Here is a 17,798-nt window from a genome sequence, read left to right on the forward strand (position 1 = left end):
TCCTCCGGCGCCGGCCAGGGGATTGGGTCCCCGCGCTCCCGGGTGGGAGAATCGTCGGGATGTCCGACCAGTTCGACGCGCAGCCGCGCCCGCTTCCCCTCGTCTTCGCCGAACCCCGGGGGCGCAAGAAGCCACCCCGGCACCTGGCGGACCTGACCGAGGCGGAGCGCAAGGACCTGCTGGTCGAGATGGGACTCCCCGGCTTCCGGGCCAAGCAGCTCGGCATGCACTACTTCGGCCGGCTGGTCCACGACCCCGCCGAGATGACCGACCTGCCGGCCGCGCAGCGTGCCGACCTGGTCGGTGCCCTCCTGCCGGACCTGATGGACCCGATCCGGCAGCAGAGCGCGGACAAGGGCAAGACCGTCAAGACGCTGTGGAAGCTCTTCGACGGCTCCCTGGTCGAGTCGGTGCTGATGCGCTACAAGGACCGCGCCACGATCTGCATCTCGAGCCAGGCCGGTTGCGGCATGGCCTGCCCGTTCTGTGCGACCGGACAAGGTGGCCTGCAGCGCAACATGTCGACCGCCGAGATCGTCCACCAGGTCGTCGTCGGCGCCCGAGCCATGGCCAACGGCGACGTCGCCGGCGGACCCGGTCGGCTCTCGAACGTCGTCTTCATGGGGATGGGCGAGCCGCTCGCCAACTACAAGGCGACGCTGGGCGCCGTACGCCGTCTCACCGAGCCGGCGCCGTCCGGGCTCGGCCTGTCGGCGCGCCACGTGACGGTCTCGACCGTCGGTCTCGTGCCCCGGATCAAGCAGCTCGCCGACGAGGGCATCCCCGTCACGCTCGCGCTGTCGCTGCACGCCCCCGACGACGAGCTGCGCAACGACCTGGTGCCGATCAACACGCGCTTCTCCGTCGCAGAGACGGTGGACGCGGCGTACGAGTACTTCGCGAAGACCGGTCGGCGGGTATCGATCGAGTACGCCCTGATGCGCGACATCAACGACCAGGGCTGGCGCGCCGACCTGCTCGCCGACGTGCTGTCCGCCGACGGCCGCGGCACGGGCTGGGTCCACATCAACCCGATCCCGCTCAACGAGGTGAAGGGTTCCCGCTTCACCCGCTCGCGCGAGGAGGACATGGACGAGTTCGTCCGCCGCCTCGAGGCCAAGGGGATCGCGACGACGATGCGCGACACCCGGGGCAGCGAGATCGACGCGGCCTGCGGCCAGCTGGCGGCCGCCGAGTAGCGCCTTGCGGGCTCCTTCTCGGCTTGTAACTAAGTGTTACAGCGCGGATGGGCGTGCAACAGCGCCCGGGTAGGTGTCACAGCACCCTGGCAGCTGCCCGGCCTGCCGGGCCTGCCCGGCAGGCCGGGTCCGATGTCGGTACGGAATCCCCTACCGCTGACGGCGTAGCCCCTGGGAGCGTCTACCTCGGCGTTGTGACACCTACCCGGGTGCTGTGGCAGCGCTTTTTGCGTTGCAACACTTAGTTACAAGCGACCGACCCCTCAGCCCAGCGGGTTGGTGACGAGCAGCTCGACGTTGCGGTCCTCGGCGGTGCCGAGCCCGGCGCCGTGGTCGTGCCAGTCGTTGGCGGCGAGCTCGCGGGCCAGGCCGGCGAGGCGCTCGGCGCTCTCGGTGCCGGCGCCGGCGGAGACGGGGCCGGCGTGGTCGACCATGGTGGTGAAGATCGACAGGGTGCCGTCGCGGTTGTCGGCGACCTCGATGATCCGGGCCTGCTGCGGCCAGTCGATGTGGGAGGCGGTGGTGATCTCCCAGAGGCCACCGCCGCCGGTGCGCGGGCGCGGGGTGATCTTGTTGCGGTGGGTGTGGCCGTTGACCCAGGCGACGACCGACGGCGTCGCGAGGAGGGCGTCGAGGACCTTGGCGCCGGTGACCCGGGTCTCCAGGGACCCGCCGGTGGCGATGAGCGGGTTGCCCATCGTGTCGGAGGTGTGGTGGCTGAAGACGAGCACCACCTTGTCGGAGGACTGCGCGAGCAAGGCGGTGAGCCAGGCGAACTGGGTCTGGTCGAGCGAGCCGTCGGCGTACCCGTTGGGGTTGACGGTGTCGAGCACGATGAAGCGGACCTGGCCCTGGTCGAAGGAGTAGTACGCCGTGCCCTGCTGCCGGTTCGTGCTCGTGAAGCCGTGGCCGAAGGGGGCACCGCCGAGCAGGAAGTGCTGCTCCACGACCTGCTTGCGGGTGAGCAGCCGGCGGTTGAGGTCGGGGGTCACGGCGCGGACGCCGGCATTGGTGACGCCGCTGAGCAGGCCGGTCAGGACGTCGCCGGGGTCCGTGGTGAGGTCCTGGAGCAGCTGGCCCGGGTCGAGGCCGATCGGGGGCGAGATGATCTTGAGCGCGCCGAGGGCGATCAGGTTCAGCTGCAACGTGGACGCGGGGAAGTTGCCCTGGGCGAGTCCGTCGTGGTTGCCGAAGACGGAGTACCAGGGGATGGTCAGGCCCTCCGCGGTGAACGGACGACGGGCGGCGTCGAGCAGCCCGGGGACGACGGGGAAGCCGTACTCCGAGCGGGGGCGGTCGACCGGCTTGCCGAGCGGGTTGCCCTCGGGGTGCCAGTACGCCGCGTCGTACGTCGCCCGGGTGCTGTCGGCCACGCCCTCCCAGGTGCCGAGGTTGCCGGAGTCGACGCGCACCGGGCCGCCGTTGAGGAGGTTGATGTTCCAGCGGACCTCGTTGAGCTGCGAGTTGTCGGAGTTGTCGCCGGTCTGGATCGCGAGCGCGAACGGCTTGCCGGTGACCGGGCCGCTGCCGATCCGGTTGATCGCCTTGACCATCGAGTCGGCGACCTGGCCGGTGAGCATCTCCTGGGGCCGGTACGACGAGGTGAACAGCCCGGTCGAGGGGAGCGGGCTCGGGTCGTCGAGCCGGTCGGTCCACTCCAGGCGCAGTGGAGACTGGGCGTCGACGACGTGGATGTCGCTGAGCTGGACGAAGGAGATCAGCCCCTGGCGGCGGGTCGCGCGGCCGGCGTCGCTGAGCACGCCGAGCGCGGTGCGCGCCTGGTGCGGCTCGCCGGAGGCGGCGATCACGGTGCGGTAGCCGCTCGCGCCGGCAGGGCCGGTCGCGTAGGTCCGGCCGAGGGTGGCGGGCGGGAGCGGGTCCGCCGAGGCGGCGGAGCGGAGCACGCCCGGGAGCGTGGTGGCCGCGGCGGCGAGACCGCCGGCGGCGACGGCGTTGCGGATCAGGTTTCGGCGAGAGATCTCCACGAGGGATGCAACGAGGCGAGGGTGAGCGGGGTCACGTGCCCGCAGCGATCCGCGCCCGCGCGGCGCCGTACGCCTGTCGTTCACGAACGGGTCGCCGGACACTCGCGCAAACCTGCCTTGCCGTTGACGCGCGCTGCCTAGCGTCCCTGCCATGAACGAGCTCATGGGGGAGACGGAGAGCAGGCTCCGCGTCCTGGTGGTCGCCGAGTCCTTCCTCCCGCAGATCAACGGAGTGACCAACTCGGTGCGCCGGGTGCTCGAGCACCTCGCCGCCCAGGGACACCACGCCGAGCTCGTGGCGCCGACCGGCCCGGACACCTACGCCGGCTTCCGGGTCCGTCGCGCCCGCGGCGCCAACCTGCCGTTCTACCCGGACTTCCGGCTCGGCCTGGAGACCCGTCGGCGCCTGCGTCAGCGGATGCTCGAGTTCCGGCCGGATGTCGTCCACATCGCCTCGCCCGCGACACTCGGCTACCAGGCCGCGCGGGCGGCCGCGGAGCTCGGCATCCCGACGGTCGCGATCTACCAGACGGACCTGGTCGGCTTCGCGGAGCGGTACGACGTCCCGGGCGGTGCCCGCGCGGCGGCGGGCCTCACCCGGCGGATCCACCAGCACGTCGACCGCACGCTCGCCCCGTCGACGGCCAGCATCGAGCAGCTCCGGGCGCTCGGCGTCCCCGAGGTGCACCGCTGGGGCCGGGGCGTCGACCTGGTCGCCTTCCACCCGCGGCACCGCGACGAGGCGCTGCGGCAGCGGCTCGCCCCGGACGGTCGCCTCCTCGTCGGGTACGTCGGCCGGCTGGCCGCCGAGAAGGAGCTGGACCTGCTGACGCACCTGGCCGGCGACCCGCGCTACGCGCTCGTGCTCGTGGGTGGCGGGCCCGAGGAGCAGCGCCTGCGCGGGCTGTTCGGTGCCCGCGCGAGCTTCCTCGGCCTGTTGCACGGCGACGAGCTGAGCCGGGCGTACGCCTCGCTCGACCTCTTCGTCCACACCGGCCGCTACGAGACCTACTGCCAGTCGGCGCAGGAGGCGCTCGCCTCCGGTGTGCCGGTGGTCGCTCCCGCCGCCGGTGGCCCGGTCGACGTCGTCGCGCACGGCGCCTCGGGCCTGCTCTACCGGCCCGGGGACGGTGTCGACCTGGCCGCCTGCGTCGACCGGCTCGCCCGAAGTCCCGAGCTGCGGGGCCGGATGGCAGCGACCGCGGTCCGGGCCGTGCAGGAGCGGTCCTGGTACGCGATCAACGAGCAGCTCGTCGCCCACTACCGAGCGGCGGTCGGCGGCGAGATCAGCGCGCGGGCTGCCTGACGAACAGCGCGGCGGCCTCCTCGACCGTGTCGACGAGATGGACGTGTTGCTCCATCGCGCGATCGCGGGCCAGGGCCTGCAGCAGCGGCCAGGCCGGCAGGTCCTCGGTCCAGTACTGCCGGCCGACGAGCACCATCGGCGCGACGGCGTCGTCGCTCGCGTAGTAGTTCTCGCACGCGTCCTGGAAGATCTCCTGGACGGTGCCGCCGGCGCCGGGCAGGAACACGATGCCGGCGTCGCACGCCAGGAGCAGGATCGCCTCGCGCAGCGCGTTGCGGAAGTACTTCGCGATCGCGGTCGCGAACAGGTTCGGCGGCTCGTGGCCGTAGTGCCAGGTCGGCACGCCGAGCGAGGGGCTCGGGTCAGCGGCGAGGGAGAGGGCGTCACGGGCCGCGGCGACCCAGTCGTCGACCGAGGGCTGGAAGGACGGTACGGCGGCCAGCCGGCGCAGCGCCTCGGCCAGCGCCTCCGGGGCGGTCGTCGCCATCCGGCAGCCGAGGTTGGCCGCCTCCATCGCGCCTGGCCCGCCGCCGGTGGCGACGACGTGGTCGCGACCGAGCAGGGCGCCGAGGCGGGCCGCGTCGGCGTACCCGGCGGTGCCGCGGTGGGCGGCGTGCCCGCCCATCACGCCGACCAGGCCGCGGTCGAGCCCGGCGACCCAGGTGCCGAGCGCGTTGTCGATGGCCTGGTCGTGCAGCACCTCGGCCAGTGCCTCGGCGGGCCCCGAGGTCGCGAGCGCCCAGCGGTAGGCCTGGCCGTCGAGGGAGTCGGAGTAGCGCGGGGCGTCGTAGAGCTCGTCGGGGGTGTAGAGGCGGGTGCGGGTGATGTCGAGGGCAGCGACGTGGCTGCCGGCGGCGAGTCTCGCCCCGGCCTCGAGGGCGTGATCGGCGTCGGTGCGGCACTGGACGACGACGCTGCGGGTGCGGGGTCTCCTCACCTCGGCGACGCTACTCCCGCCCCCGGAGGGGTGTCTGATCCGTGGGACGGCCTTTGTGTAGCAACTAACTTGACTTTAATCTTGGTGAGATCCCGCCCCGCTCCGCCGGGGCCGTCGACAGGAGCCCCCGATGACCTACCGTCCCGAGACCCTCGCCGTCCACGCCGGCCAGGAGCAGGCCGACCCCGCCACCAACGCGCGGGCCGTGCCGATCTACCAGACGACCTCGTACGTCTTCAACGACACCGAGCACGCCGCCAACCTGTTCGCGCTGGCGGAGCCGGGCAACATCTACACCCGGATCATGAACCCGACCCAGTCGGTCTTCGAGGACCGGATGACCCAGCTCGAGGGCGGAGTCGGCGCCCTCGCGACGGCCTCCGGGTCGGCCGCGGTCACCTACTCCGTGCTCAACCTGACCTACGCCGGCGACAACATCGTCGCGCTCTCGACGCTGTACGGCGGCACCTACGCGCTGTTCGCGCACACGCTGCCCCAGTTCGGCATCGAGGTCCGCTTCGTCGACCCGGAGAAGCCCGAGGACCTCGCCCGGTACGTCGACGACAAGACCAAGCTGGTCTTCGCCGAGACCGTCGGCAACCCGAAGATCAACGTGGTCGACATCCGCGCCTGGGCCGACGCCGCCCACGCGCAGGGCCTGCCGCTGATCGTCGACAACACCGCGGCGACGCCGTACCTCGCCCGCGTCTTCGACCAGGGCGCCGACGTCGCGGTGCACGCGGCGACCAAGTACATCGGCGGCCACGGGACCTCCATCGGCGGCATCATCGTCGACTCGGGCAACTTCGACTGGGCCGCCCACTCCGAGCGCTTCCCCGGGCTCACCCAGCCCGACGGCGCCTACCACGGTGTGGTGTGGACCGAGGCGGTCGGCAACCTCGCCTACATCATCCGGGCTCGCACGGTGCTGCTGCGCAACACCGGCGCGGCCGTCGCGCCGCTCAACTCGTGGCTCTTCCTCCAGGGCCTGGAGACCCTCCACCTGCGCATGGAGCGGCACAGCGCCAACGCGCTCGCGGTCGCGGAGTTCCTGCAGGGGCACGACGCCGTGTCCTGGGTCAGCTACCCCGGCCTGGCCGACAGCCCCTACAAGGCCGTCGCCGACCGCACCTTCACCGGCAAGGGGTACGGCGGCCTGGTCAGCTTCGGCGTGAAGACCGGCCGCGACGGCGGCAAGCGCTTCGTCGAGGCGCTCGAGCTGTTCAGCCACCTGGCCAACATCGGCGACGCCAAGTCGCTGGCGATCCACAACGCGACCACGACGCACTCGCAGCTGACCCCCGACGAGCTCGACGCGGCCGGCGTGCCCGAGGACATGGTTCGGCTCTCCATCGGCATCGAGAACGTCGAGGACATCATCGCCGACCTCGAGCAGGCGCTCGCGGCATCGAAGTGAGGAGCCGGTAGGTTCCTCGCCCGTGGGCACGATCGGATACGTCGAGACCCAGCGGGTCGTGCTCGCCACCGAGTGCGACCCGCTGGTCCTGACCAGTGGGGCGGTGCTGGAGCACGTCGAGGTCGCCTACGAGACCTACGGCGTGCTCAACGAGGCCCGCGACAACGCCGTCATGGTGTGCCATGCGCTCACCGGTGACGCGCACGCCGCGGGCCTGCACCTGGGGGCGAAGAAGCGCGGCTGGTGGGACAACCTGATCGGCCCCGGCAAGGCCGTGGACACCGACCGGTTCTTCGTCGTCAGCGCCAACCTGCTCGGCGGCTGCTCCGGCACCACCGGGCCGGCCTCGATCGACCCCGCGACCGGACGCGTCCACGGCCCCGACTTCCCGCTGCTGGACATGGCCGACTTCGTCGCCGTGCACCGGCGGCTGCTCGACCACCTCGGCATCGGTCGGTTGCACGCGGCGGTCGGGGGATCGCTGGGCGGCATGCAGGTGCTGGAGTGGGCGCTGGAGGAGCCGGACCGGATCGACCGCGCAGTCGTCGTCGCCGCGAGCTCCCGGCTGACCACCGAGAACATCGCCTTCTCCGCGGTCGCCCGGGCCGCGATCCTGGAGGACCCCGACTTCCACGGCGGCCGGTACGCCGAGCACGGCGTCGCGCCGCGCCACGGGCTCAAGGTCGCCCGGATGATGGCCCACGTCACCTACGTGTCCGGCCAGTCGCTCGCCGAGAAGTTCGGCCACGCCCGGGACACGTCCGGGACCGGGAAGCGGCTGGCCGCCGACTTCGAGGTCGAGCACTACCTCCAGCACCAGGGGGAGAGCTTCCTGCAGCGCTTCGACGCGCTGTCCTACCTCCACCTCACCCGCCCGATGGACTACTTCGACCCCTTCGCCGCCCATCCCGACGTGGTGCCCTCGACCCGGTTCCGGCTGGTCTCCTTCGACTCCGACTGGCGGTTCCCGACCGCCCACTCGCTGCGGATCCGCGACCAGCTGCTCGCCCGCGGCGTCGCCGTGGACCACACCGAGGTGGTCTCGCCGTGGGGACACGACTCGTTCCTGCTCGAGCCGCCCGGCTACCACGACCTGGTGCGCTCCTTCCTCGGCTGAGCCTTCGGGCACACTGGGCCCGTGTTCGTCCATGACGCCCTGCCGATGCGGGTGGTGTTCGGCCCGGGGGCCCTCGACCGCGTGGCCGAGGAGGTCGACCTGCTCGGCCTGCACCGGGTGCTCGTGCTCTCCACGCCCCGGCAGGGTGCGCTCGCCGCACGGGTGACGGCGCTGCTCGGCGAGCGGGCCGCCGGAACCTTCGACGGCGCCCGGATGCACGTCCCGTCGGCCACGGTGGCCGCCGCGGAGGACGTCGCCGCCTCGGTCCGCGCCGACGGGTGCCTCGCCATCGGCGGCGGGTCGACGATCGGGCTGGCCAAGGCACTCTCGCTGCGGCAGGGGCTGCCGTCGGTGGTCGTGCCGACGACCTACGCCGGCTCCGAGATGACCCCGGTCTGGGGCCTGACCGAGGACGGCCGGAAGACCACCGGTCGCGACCCCGTCGTGCTGCCGCGCTCGGTGGTCTACGACCCCGACCTCACCCACGCCCTGCCCGCCGCGGTGTCCGGGCCCAGCGGGCTGAACGCGATCGCCCACGCCGTCGAGGCGCTGTACGCGCCGAACGCGACCCCGGTGATCAGCGCGATGGCCGAGCGCGGGGTCCGCGACCTCGCGGCCGCGCTGCCGCTGGTCGTCGCCGACGGCTCGGACGGCGCCGCACGGAGCCTCGCGCTGGAGGGGGCCTGGCTGTGCGGCGCCTGCCTCGGCGCGACCACGATGGGCCTGCACCACAAGCTGTGCCACGTCCTCGGCGGCATGCTCGACCTCCCGCACGCCGAGACCCATGCGATCGTGCTGCCGCACGTCGCCGCGTTCAACCTGCCGGCCGCGCCCGAGGCCGATGCCGTGCTGCGCCGCGCCCTCGGCACCGACGACGTCCCCGCCGCGCTGCGTGACCTGGCCACCACGCTCGGGGTGCCCGACGGGCTGCGGGCCCTGGGCGTCGCGCACGCGGACCTGGCCCGCGTTGCGGACGAGGTGCTCGCGGCGCCGTACAGCAACCCGGTCGCGGCCACGCGCGCCGACATCGAGGCGATCGTGGAGGCGGCCTGGCGGTCCCGGTGACCGGATCCGGTCGGGACATGCGTGCCCCTGGCCGAGTCTGGTCCGGTACACGCTCGGCGTCGGCGGTAGCCTGCTGGAGCGTTCATGGGTCGACGGATCGGGATGCCGGATGCCGGCGTCCGGTCACCTGAGCGTGACGACCGAGAGCACCAGGAGGGACGCGTGCCGCGAATCGCCGTGGCCCGGCAGCCCGCCGAGCCCACCTCTGCGGAGCAGAAGGACCGCCACCGACGGATCCTGCGCGCCGCCAGCAGGCTCGGGGCCGAGCACGGCATGGAGCGGATGCAGATGAACGACGTGGCCAAGGAGGCCGGCGTCGCGATCGCCACGCTCTACCGCTACTTCCCCTCCAAGACCGACCTCTTCGTCGGCGTCCTGCACAGCCAGATCCAGCGGCTCAGCGACGCCGCCGCTGACCAGGCGCCCCCGGCCGCGCCCGGCCAGCGGGCCGCGGCGGTGGCCGACGTCCTCATCGGCGCCGGCCGCGAGATGCTCGCGCGCCCGCAGCTGGCCACCGCCATGTTGCAGGCCAACAACGCCGCCCAGCTCCAGGGCGGCCGGGAGCTCGCCGAGGCCAACGCGGTCTTCCACCGTGTCCTGCTCCGCGCCCTCGGCGTCGCCGAGCCCGGCGACGAGGACCTCCGGATGGTCCGCATCGTCGAGCAGACCTGGTACGGCGTGCTCGTGTCGGTCCTCCACGGCGTGATCACCCTCGACCAGGCCGACGCCGACATCCGGCTGGCGACGAAGCTGCTCCTCGGCCCCCGGTACGACGACGCGACGGCCTCGTGAGCGGGTGGTCGGCGCCGCCGAAAAGACCGTTTCACCGGCCGGCCGGTGAAACTCACGCTGGGACGAGGAAACTTCCTCGTCCCAGCGTGAGTTTCGTCGTTCAACCCCCGACAGTTTCACCGGCCGGCCGGTGAAACTGTCGCGCCCTCAGAACGCGTGGGCCATCAGGTCGCCGAACAGGTCCTGCGAATCGACCTCGAGCCCTCGCCGCTGGAACCACGTGCACACGTTGGTGCAGTCACGCAGCAGGAAGTCGAAGCCCTGGACGTTGCCGACCAGGTCGACGAGCTGGGGCAGGTCGATGACCACGAGCCGCTCGCCCGCCGCCAGGATGTTGTACGGCGACAGGTCGCCGTGCACCAGCCCGGACCGGACCAGCGTGAGCATGGCCTCCCTCAGCTGCTCGAAGTACGACGCCAGCAGCGCCGGCTCGGGCCGCGTCTGCGCCAGCCGGGGCGCGGTCTGCGTCCCGTCGGCCCCGTCGACGCTGATCCACTCCATCAGGATCTCGGTGCCGTCGATCTGTACCGGGTAGGGGACGGGCAGGCCGAGCGACCAGCAGCGGTTGAGCGCCGACCACTCCGAGTTCGCCCACTCGCCGGCGGCGACCTCGCGGCCGAACGTGCTCTTGCGCTTGAGCGCGCGCTCGTCGCGGGAGCGCTTCATGCTGCGACCCTCGGTGTAGGTGGCCGAGCGGTGGAAGCTGCGGTGGTCGGGGGAGCGGTACCGCTTCGCCGCCATCACGACGCTCTGCTCCGGGTCGTGCGGGTCGGTGCGGTCGAGCAGGAAGACGTCGGCCTCCTTGCCGGTCTTCAAGATGCCGAGGTCGGTGTCGATCGCGCCCTGGGACGTGACGACCCAGTCGGGGCGCGGCTCGGGGCCGCGGGACAGCGGCTCGACGTCGAGCCAGGTGGACCAGCGCTGGCCCGCGTCGAGGTCGTCGTACGCCTCGAACTCGAAGACGAAGCGTGGGTCGATGTCGGAGGTGGTGACGTCGGTGCGGACGTCAGGGGTGGAGGTGTTCTCCTGGTGCAAGGTGGTTCCTCGAGGTCGAGAGGGTGCGGACTGAGGGCAGGCCGACGACAACGATCGACATGTCACGCTCCTCTCGACGGGTCCGCGGGGCGCCGCGGACGGATGGACCCCACTGTGGCGGGCGGGCGCGGGGTGCGGCAACTCATTTATCGCCTCGACCGGCGCCGCGTAGATTGACCGGGTGCGCCGACTCGTAGCCCCCCTGGGCCTCCTGCTCGCCCTCCTGCTGTGCCTGCCCGGCGTGCCTGGGCTCTCCGTCGCGGGCCCCAGTCCCGCCGCGGCGAGCGAGGCGGGCGAGGCGGGCGACGTCGGCGACGGCTCCGCGCAGGGCACCGACCCGTACTGGCCGCTCGACGGCAACGGCGGCACCGACGCGCAGCACTACGACGTCCGGGTGCGCTACGACTTCGCCAGCGGGAAGCTGTGGGGGCGCACCGCGATCGCGATGACGGCGACCGCCGACCTGCGCAGCTTCTCCCTCGACCTGCTCCTGCCGGCCACCGCGGTCCGGGTCGACGGCCGCAAGGCCCGCTTCCGCAGGGCCGGCAAGCACGAGCTGCGGGTGGTGCCGAAGGCGCCGATCGCCGCGGGGACGTCGTTCCGTGTCGTCGTGCGGTACGCCGGGAAGCCGGGTTCGTACCGCTATGCCGGCGAGCGCAACTGGCTCGCCAGCGGTACCGAGGTGGTCGCCATGAACCAGCCGCACATGGCGCCGTGGTGGTTCCCGTCCAACGACCACCCCAGCGACAAGGCGACCTTCGACGTGCGGGTCACCGTGCCGCGGGGCAAGCAGGTGGTCGGCAACGGCGTCCGCGTGGGCCGCAAGGTCCGCGGTGGGCTCGCCACCACCCACTGGCGGATGAGCGACCCGATGGCGACCTACCTGGCGTTCTTCGCCGCGGGGCGCTACGCGATCGACCGGGGCACCACCGCCGCCGGGATCCCGTACTACAACGCGGTCTCGCGCGGCCTCGAGCCGCGACTGCGCAGCTACGTGCGCAACGTGCTGAACCGCACCGGCGCGATCACCGACTGGCTGCAGGCGACGCTCGGCAGCTACCCGTTCGCCACCACCGGCGGCCTGGTCACCGGCCTCGACGTCGGGTTCGCGCTGGAGAACCAGACCCGGCCGACGTACGGCGCCTGGATCTACCCGGGGGTGATCGTGCACGAGCTCGCCCACCAGTGGTTCGGTGACAGCGTCGCCGTCCAGCGCTGGCGCGACATCTGGCTCAACGAGGGCTTCGCGACCTACCTGGAGGCCGCGTACGCCGCCGAGCACGGCGGGCCGGCGGTCCCGGTCTACCTGGAGCGGATGTACGACAAGACCTGCGCTGACCCGACGTCGGCCTTCTGGCGGCTGAACATCGCCGACCCCGGCGCCGCCCGTGTCTTCGACGAGGCGGTCTACGACCGCGGCGCGATGACGCTTGCCGCCCTGCGCAACCGGATCGGCGCCGGCCCGTTCGCGGCGCTGCTGCGCCGGTGGGTCGCCGAGCACCACGACGGCAACGTCACGGTCGAGCAGTTCCAGGCGCTCGCGGAGACGGTCTCCGGTGACAGCGACCTGGACGGCTTCTTCGACACCTGGCTGCGCAGCGGCACCGTCCCGGCGCCGACACCGGCCAACGGCCTGAGGGACGTGACCTGCGGCTGATCCGGGGCGGGGCCGGGCGCGCCTCCCGTGGGACACGTGGTGCCTTTGGTACCAATGGGGGATCTGCGCCTCGGGAGCGCACCTGCACACGGATGGAGAAGCCCGCACATGGACACCAAGAAGCTGATCGCGCTCGTGGTGATCGTGTTCCTCGGGTTCTGGATGTTCACCGACCCGGCCGGCCTCGCGGACACCTCGAAGTCCGCGGCCAGCAGCGGGTGGGACCTGACGACCCAGGCGTTCAGCGGGGTCATCGACTTCGTCGGCGCGATGGACTGACCCGCGCGGCCGCGCCATGGTGCTGTCCTTCGTCTCCGGCGTGGTCACCCGGCTCGGTGACCCGAACATCGGCAAGCACCTGCTGCGCGACGAGGGCGAGGTCGTCGTCGACGAGGTGACCCACCACTGGTTCGCCTACGTCCGCCCGCTGGTCGAGACCGCGCTGGCGCTGGCGCTCCTCGTCGGCAGCTGGTTCGTGTCCGTCCACGTCGCCTGGGCGCTGATCATCGCCGCGGTGGTGCTGATGGTCCGTGCCGGCTGGATGGCGCTCGGCGTCGTCCGCGACCGGTTCGTGGTGACCAACATGCGCGTCTTCCGGGTCCACGGTGTGCTCTCCCAGAGCCTGGCGACCATGCCGTTGAGCCGGATCCTCGACATCTCGGTGCAAAAGCCGCTCCACGGCCGGCTGCTCGGCTTCGGCCACTTCTGCTTCGAGTCCGCGGCCCAGGAGCAGGGCCTGCGTGACATCCGGTACGTCGGTCGCCCCGACGACCGTGACCTCGCCATCCAGCGCGTGGTCCAGCGGGCGGGCCTGCGGGGACCGCGCGTCCCGAACTGAGTCGAGTCGGGTGGGTGAGGGTGACCTATCGACCACTCTCACCCACCCGACTCGGGTGTTCGTAGGATTGCGCCCATGACGCAGCAGCCGTTCTCCCGTCCCGGTGCGATCGACCTGTCCGCGCTGAGGCGCACCCCGCCGGCCGGTGCCGGTGCCGGTGCGGCTGGCGCGCCCGCGGGTGGCGGCGGCGCGGGCGGCGGGTCGACGTCGGCGTACTCCGTCGCGGTGGACGAGGCGAACTTCCAGGCGGTGCTCGAGGCGTCGATGACGGCGCCGGTCGTGCTCGTCTTCTCCTCGCCCTCCCAGTCGCCGGAGAGCGCCCAGCTCGCGCTCGACGTGGCCACCGTCGCCGACGAGTACGACGGCCGGTTCCTCGCCGCGACGATCGACGTCGACGCAGTGCCGCAGATCGCGCAGGCGATGCAGATCCCGCAGGTCCCGCTGATGCTGGTGCTGCTCGACGGTCGTCCGGCGACGCAGCCGATCCCCGGCGCCGCGCCGATCGACGACATCCGCGCGCTGTTCAACCAGCTCGCCCAGCAGCTCACCGCGCAGGGCATCGCCGGGCGCCACCAGCCCAACGCCTTCGGGACCGCGGGCGGCGGGCTCGCCGAGGGCGAGGAGCCGGAGATCGACCCGCGCTACGTCCCCGCGCAGGACGCGCTGGCGGCCGGCGACATCGACGCCGCGGTCGCGGAGTACCAGAAGCTCGTCGACGCCAACCCCGCCGACCACGAGGCCGCGGCCGGGCTGGCGATGGCGAAGGTGCTGCAGCGCACCCAGGGCGTCGACCTCAACGCCGCCCGGGCTGCGGCCGCCGCCCACCCCGACGACGTCGACGCGCAGACCATGGTCGCCGACATGGACATGCTCGGTGGCCACGTCGAGGACGCCTTCGCGCGGCTCGTCGAGCTGGTCCGGCGTACGTCGGGCAAGGAGCGCGACCAGGCCCGCGAGCACCTCGTCGGCCTGTTCGGTGCCGTCGGCAACGACGACCCGCGGGTCCTCAAGGGCCGCCAGGCGCTCGCTTCCGCGCTGTTCTGACGCGGGCTCCTGGCATGGGTTTCGGGCGCGGCGCCGGGTATCTCCTGCGCGGGCTGCGCCTGTGGCGCGAGCGTCCCGCGCTGATGCTGCTGGGCATCGTCCCCGCCGTGATCGTGGCGGCCCTCGTGGCGGCGCTGTTCGTCGTCCTCGTGCTGTACGTCGACGACGTGGTCGGCTGGGCGACGCCGTTCGCCGACGGCTGGGACGAGACGGTCCGTGGCCTGTTCCGTGCCGCGCTCTACGTGCTGGTCCTCGCGGGCGCCGGGATGCTCGCGATCGTCACCTACACCGGCCTGACCCTGGCCGTGGGCGATCCCTTCTACGAGAAGATCTGGAAGGAGGTCGAGCTCTCGCTCGGCGGTGACGTCCCCGACCGGGGGGTCGGCTGGGTCCGCGGCGCGACCGACGGGCTGGCGCTCGTCGTGCTCGGCCTGGCCACGGCGATCGGCGTCTTCCTGATCGGGCTGCTGCCCGTCGTCGGCACGGTGGTCGGCGCCGTGCTCGGGCTCGCCGTCTCCGGCCGGCTGCTCGCCGGCGAGCTCGTCTCCCGACCGCTCGAGGCTCGGGGCATGGACCGCGCCGCCCGGGCGGCGCTGATGCGCCGGCACCGCGGCGCGATGCTCGGCTTCGGCGTGTGCGTCCAGGCCTGCTTCCTGGTGCCCTTCGGCGGCATCCTGGTCATGCCGGCGGCGGTCGCCGGCGCGACCTACCTGGCCCGGGAGGCGCTGGAGCCCGGCGCCGGGCTCAGCCCGCGCTGACCCCGTCGAACGCCGCCAGCACCGCCCGGACCGCCGGCGAGTCGGCCATCGTGCGCCGGTGCAGCGCGTCGATGAGCCGGACCGGCTCGGGATCGGCCACCGGTACGGCGACCAGGTCGGCGCCGAGCGCCGCGCGCCCCATACGGGGGACCAGCGCGACGCCGAGCCCGGCTCGCACCAGGGCGAGGTGGGACTCGAACTCCGCGGAGACGTGGGCGATGCGGGGAGGACGGCCGGTGCCGTCGTACATCCGGGAGAGCCACTGGCGACAGATCGTGCCCTCGGGGGTGGCGATCCAGCCGACGTCGACCAGGTCGTGCGGCGTGACCCGGGTGCGGGTGGCGAGCGGGTCCTCGCGGTGCACGATCAGGTCGGCGACGTCGCCGTGCAGGGGAGTGGCGGCGACGTGGTCGGGGACGGCGAGCGGGACGCCGCCCCAGCGATGCACGATCCCGAGCTCGACCTGACCGCTCGCGACCAGCTCGACGACGTCCCACGGCTCGGCCTCGCGCAGCGTGAGGGTGAGGCCGGGGTGGGCGTCGCGCAGGCTGCGGGCGATCGGTGCCACCAGGCCACGCATGGCGGTGGAGAAGGCGGCGAGCCGGATCCGACCGGCCACGACGCCGGCGCGCTGCTGCAAGGTGGCCTCGAGCTGCTCGAGGTCCGCGAGGACCTGCTCGCCGGCGTCGACGAGGTGCTGGCCGTGGCTGGTCAGCATCACCCCGCGACCGACCCGCTCGAGCAGGGGGACGCCGGTCTGCTTCTCCAGGCGCTTGACCTGCTGGGAGATGGCGCTCGGGGTGTACCCGGTCGCGGTGGCCGCGCCGACCACCGAGCCGTGGGTGGCGACGGCGCGGAGGCCGGCGAGCGCGTCCAGATCGATCATGCAGCAACGCTACATCGTTCGCCGCAGTTCTGTTTGCTGGTGCTTCAACGTCGGGCCCGGGATGCTGGACGACGTGAGCCGCCGTGACCAGTCCCTCGCCGCCCTCGTCGCCGCGATCTGGGGCTTCAACTTCGTCGTCATCGACTGGGGCATGGGCGAGGTGCCGCCGCTGCTGTTCCTCGCCGCCCGTTTCCTCGCCGTCGTCGTCCCGGCGGTCTTCCTGCTCGACCCGCCGCCGGTGCCGTGGCGCACCGTCGCCGCGGTCGGCACCTTCATGTCGCTGGGCCAGTTCGCGTTCCTCTACGTCGCCATGGACGCCGGGATGCCGCCCGGGCTCGCCGGGCTGGTGCTCCAGGCGCAGGTGGTGCTCACCATCGTGCTGGCCGCCGCGGTGCTGCGCGAGCGGCCGACCGGCCCGCAGGTGGCCGGTGTCGTGCTCGGCGTCCTCGGGCTCGTGGTCGTCGGCCTCGGCCGCGGCGGCCACGTCCCCGCGGTGGCCCTGCTGCTGTGCCTGACGGCCGCCCTCATGTGGGCGATCGGCAACGTCGTCTCGCGCGCCTCGGGCGCCACCGGCGGGCTGTCGCTGACCGTGTGGTCCGCGCTCGTCGTACCGGTGCCGCTCGTGCTGCTCTCCCTCGTGGTCGACGGCCCGGCGGCGGTGGTCGACGGGATCGGCGCCTTCGGGTGGCGGGCGGCGGTCTCGACGCTCTACACCGCCGGCCTCGCCTCGCTGGTGGGCTACGGGATCTTCAACACCCTGCTCTCGCGCAACCCGTCGGCCGCGGTGGTGCCGTGGATCCTGCTCGTGCCGCCCGTCGCCATCGGCTCGGCGTGGGCGCTGCTCGACGAGGTGCCCTCGACCGGGGAGCTGGTCGGGGGAGCGGTGCTGGTGCTCGGGGTGGCCGTGTCGGCGCGCCCCATGCGGTTCGGTCGTGGCCAGGCGGAATCGGCGACCAGAACGGATGGGGTGCGGGAGGTCAGCGACCAGACTCCGTGTACGCCGGCCCCGTCCCGGCCAGGCTCGCCAGGGCGGCCCGCACCCGCCGGGCGGTGAAGTCGGCCGCCCGCTCGTCGATCTCGGCGAGGGTGAGGAAGTCGGCCGTCTTGATCTCCCTGGCCTGCGGGACGATCTGTTGCACGATCGACGCCGGGTGCACGCCGCCGTCGAACACCAGGCACAGGGCGTCGTCCCAGCCGCCCCACGGCGGCAGCCAGTCGGTGAGGAGCAGCCGGCCCGCCTCGATGGTGAGGTCGAGCTCCTCCTCGACCTCGCGGGAGACCGCGACCCGGGGCGACTCACCGACCTCGACCACGCCGCCGGGCAGGTCCCAGTCGGCCTTGTAGGTCAGGTTGCACAGGAGCACCCGTGGCTCGGACCCGTCGGCCCCGTCGGAGTCGCGCACCAGCATCTGGCCGATCCCGCGCTTGCGCGGCAGGAAGGAGTTGAGCAGCGCCCGGAACCCGCCCGGCTCGTGCACCGGGACGTCGTCGACCAGCCGCGCGTAGACCACCACGTCGCCCGCCCGGCCCCGCTGGACGCCCTCGCGCCGCAGCCCCGACCAGGTCGCGATCCGCTGCGCCTCCGCGTCGTCGATGGCGACCTTCACCTCGACCCGATCGTGGTCGGTGAGGGCGGCGGCCACCTGGTGGCGCACGACATCGACGGCGGCCTGCCAGCCGCGCTCGGTCAGGTCCGAGGTCCAGGTCAGCCGGGCGATCCCGTCATCGACGGTCCAGTGGCTGATCTCGGGCTCGGACACGG

17 protein-coding genes are annotated in these 17,798 nt (G+C 72.7%); 12 read left to right on the forward strand and 5 right to left on the reverse strand.

All coding sequences use genetic code 11. The features are described 5' to 3' along the window. The first annotated feature begins 59 nt into the window (after nucleotides 1-59). Complete coding sequence (gene rlmN / locus KU893_RS09700) at nucleotides 60-1,199, forward strand: dual-specificity RNA methyltransferase RlmN (protein ID WP_218234150.1); 1,140 nt, start codon at nucleotides 60-62, stop codon at nucleotides 1,197-1,199. Nucleotides 1,200-1,462: 263 nt separating this feature from the next. On the opposite strand, the gene KU893_RS09705 is transcribed toward rlmN, so the two are convergent. Next, nucleotides 1,463-3,184 (reverse strand): TIGR03767 family metallophosphoesterase, encoded by a 1,722-nt coding sequence (locus KU893_RS09705; protein ID WP_218234151.1) that lies wholly within the window; start codon nucleotides 3,182-3,184, stop codon nucleotides 1,463-1,465. Nucleotides 3,185-3,335: 151 nt separating this feature from the next. Here KU893_RS09705 and KU893_RS09710 point away from each other — a divergent pair, with 151 nt between their 5' ends. Beyond that, nucleotides 3,336-4,490 carry a glycosyltransferase family 4 protein gene (locus tag KU893_RS09710; protein WP_246592391.1) on the forward strand — a complete coding sequence of 385 codons (1,155 nt, stop codon included), beginning with the start codon at nucleotides 3,336-3,338 and terminating at the stop codon, nucleotides 4,488-4,490. Here the strand turns inward: KU893_RS09710 and KU893_RS09715 are convergent. After that, nucleotides 4,471-5,427 (reverse strand): LOG family protein, encoded by a 957-nt coding sequence (locus KU893_RS09715; RefSeq protein ID WP_218234152.1) that lies wholly within the window; start codon nucleotides 5,425-5,427, stop codon nucleotides 4,471-4,473. The two genes, KU893_RS09710 and KU893_RS09715, sit on opposite strands and share 20 nt — an antisense overlap. Nucleotides 5,428-5,557: 130 nt before the next feature. Here KU893_RS09715 and KU893_RS09720 point away from each other — a divergent pair, with 130 nt between their 5' ends. From KU893_RS09720 to KU893_RS09735, 4 genes are all read left to right on the forward strand, one after another. After that, nucleotides 5,558-6,844 (forward strand): O-acetylhomoserine aminocarboxypropyltransferase/cysteine synthase family protein, encoded by a 1,287-nt coding sequence (locus KU893_RS09720; RefSeq protein WP_218234153.1) that lies wholly within the window; start codon nucleotides 5,558-5,560, stop codon nucleotides 6,842-6,844. A gap of 22 nt (nucleotides 6,845-6,866) precedes the next feature. Continuing rightward, nucleotides 6,867-7,961: a homoserine O-acetyltransferase MetX gene (gene metX / locus KU893_RS09725; protein ID WP_218234154.1), complete on the forward strand. Its 1,095-nt coding sequence runs from the start codon at nucleotides 6,867-6,869 to the stop codon at nucleotides 7,959-7,961. A 21-nt stretch (nucleotides 7,962-7,982) separates the two neighbouring features. After that, nucleotides 7,983-9,026, forward strand: a complete 1,044-nt coding sequence (locus KU893_RS09730; RefSeq protein WP_218234155.1) for a maleylacetate reductase — start codon at nucleotides 7,983-7,985, stop codon at nucleotides 9,024-9,026. Nucleotides 9,027-9,188: 162 nt separating this feature from the next. Then, nucleotides 9,189-9,818, forward strand: a complete 630-nt coding sequence (locus KU893_RS09735; protein WP_218234156.1) for a TetR/AcrR family transcriptional regulator — start codon at nucleotides 9,189-9,191, stop codon at nucleotides 9,816-9,818. Between the two features lie 147 nt (nucleotides 9,819-9,965). On the opposite strand, the gene KU893_RS09740 is transcribed toward KU893_RS09735, so the two are convergent. Further along, on the reverse strand, nucleotides 9,966-10,853 hold the full coding sequence (locus KU893_RS09740) for a serine protein kinase RIO (protein WP_218234157.1): 888 nt from the start codon (nucleotides 10,851-10,853) through the stop codon (nucleotides 9,966-9,968). Nucleotides 10,854-11,034: 181 nt separating this feature from the next. On the opposite strand from KU893_RS09740, the gene KU893_RS09745 reads away from it, so the two are divergent. From KU893_RS09745 to KU893_RS09765, 5 genes are all read left to right on the forward strand, one after another. After that, on the forward strand, nucleotides 11,035-12,510 hold the full coding sequence (locus tag KU893_RS09745; protein ID WP_218234158.1) for a M1 family metallopeptidase: 1,476 nt from the start codon (nucleotides 11,035-11,037) through the stop codon (nucleotides 12,508-12,510). Nucleotides 12,511-12,618: 108 nt separating this feature from the next. Further along, entirely contained in the window at nucleotides 12,619-12,789 is a 171-nt protein-coding gene (locus KU893_RS09750; RefSeq protein ID WP_218234159.1) for a hypothetical protein, read from the forward strand. A gap of 16 nt (nucleotides 12,790-12,805) precedes the next feature. Continuing rightward, entirely contained in the window at nucleotides 12,806-13,348 is a 543-nt protein-coding gene (locus KU893_RS09755; RefSeq protein ID WP_218234160.1) for a PH domain-containing protein, read from the forward strand. 75 nt (nucleotides 13,349-13,423) lie between these two features. Then, the gene (locus KU893_RS09760; protein WP_218234161.1) at nucleotides 13,424-14,392 is read left to right on the forward strand and encodes a co-chaperone YbbN; all 969 of its coding nucleotides are present in this window, start codon (nucleotides 13,424-13,426) and stop codon (nucleotides 14,390-14,392) included. Between the two features lie 14 nt (nucleotides 14,393-14,406). Beyond that, the gene (locus tag KU893_RS09765; protein ID WP_218234162.1) at nucleotides 14,407-15,150 is read left to right on the forward strand and encodes an EI24 domain-containing protein; all 744 of its coding nucleotides are present in this window, start codon (nucleotides 14,407-14,409) and stop codon (nucleotides 15,148-15,150) included. On the opposite strand, the gene KU893_RS09770 is transcribed toward KU893_RS09765, so the two are convergent. Then, the gene (locus tag KU893_RS09770) at nucleotides 15,137-16,036 is read right to left on the reverse strand and encodes a LysR family transcriptional regulator (RefSeq protein WP_218234163.1); all 900 of its coding nucleotides are present in this window, start codon (nucleotides 16,034-16,036) and stop codon (nucleotides 15,137-15,139) included. The two genes, KU893_RS09765 and KU893_RS09770, sit on opposite strands and share 14 nt — an antisense overlap. Before the next feature lie 73 nt (nucleotides 16,037-16,109). Here KU893_RS09770 and KU893_RS09775 point away from each other — a divergent pair, with 73 nt between their 5' ends. Further along, complete coding sequence (locus KU893_RS09775) at nucleotides 16,110-17,090, forward strand: EamA family transporter (RefSeq protein ID WP_257441635.1); 981 nt, start codon at nucleotides 16,110-16,112, stop codon at nucleotides 17,088-17,090. On the opposite strand, the gene KU893_RS09780 is transcribed toward KU893_RS09775, so the two are convergent. Next, the gene (locus KU893_RS09780; protein ID WP_218234165.1) at nucleotides 17,014-17,796 is read right to left on the reverse strand and encodes an NUDIX domain-containing protein; all 783 of its coding nucleotides are present in this window, start codon (nucleotides 17,794-17,796) and stop codon (nucleotides 17,014-17,016) included. The genes KU893_RS09775 and KU893_RS09780 overlap by 77 nt on opposite strands. Nucleotides 17,797-17,798: the final 2 nt, after the last annotated feature.

It is taken from the genome of Nocardioides daeguensis, from assembly GCF_019192965.1.
Taxonomy (GTDB): domain Bacteria; phylum Actinomycetota; class Actinomycetes; order Propionibacteriales; family Nocardioidaceae; genus Nocardioides; species Nocardioides daeguensis.

Excerpts from the sequence above, each read along its gene's own strand:
- KU893_RS09750 (WP_218234159.1), top strand. The coding sequence starts at position 12,619 with ATGGACACCAAGAAGCTGATCGCGCTCGTGGTGATCGTGTTCCTCGGG.
- KU893_RS09760 (WP_218234161.1), top strand. The coding sequence starts at position 13,424 with ATGACGCAGCAGCCGTTCTCCCGTCCCGGTGCGATCGACCTGTCCGCG.
- KU893_RS09710 (WP_246592391.1), top strand. The coding sequence starts at position 3,336 with ATGAACGAGCTCATGGGGGAGACGGAGAGCAGGCTCCGCGTCCTGGTG.
- KU893_RS09765 (WP_218234162.1), top strand. The coding sequence starts at position 14,407 with ATGGGTTTCGGGCGCGGCGCCGGGTATCTCCTGCGCGGGCTGCGCCTG.
- rlmN (WP_218234150.1), top strand. The coding sequence starts at position 60 with ATGTCCGACCAGTTCGACGCGCAGCCGCGCCCGCTTCCCCTCGTCTTC.
- KU893_RS09720 (WP_218234153.1), top strand. The coding sequence starts at position 5,558 with ATGACCTACCGTCCCGAGACCCTCGCCGTCCACGCCGGCCAGGAGCAG.
- KU893_RS09755 (WP_218234160.1), top strand. The coding sequence starts at position 12,806 with ATGGTGCTGTCCTTCGTCTCCGGCGTGGTCACCCGGCTCGGTGACCCG.
- KU893_RS09770 (WP_218234163.1), bottom strand. The coding sequence starts at position 16,036 with ATGATCGATCTGGACGCGCTCGCCGGCCTCCGCGCCGTCGCCACCCAC.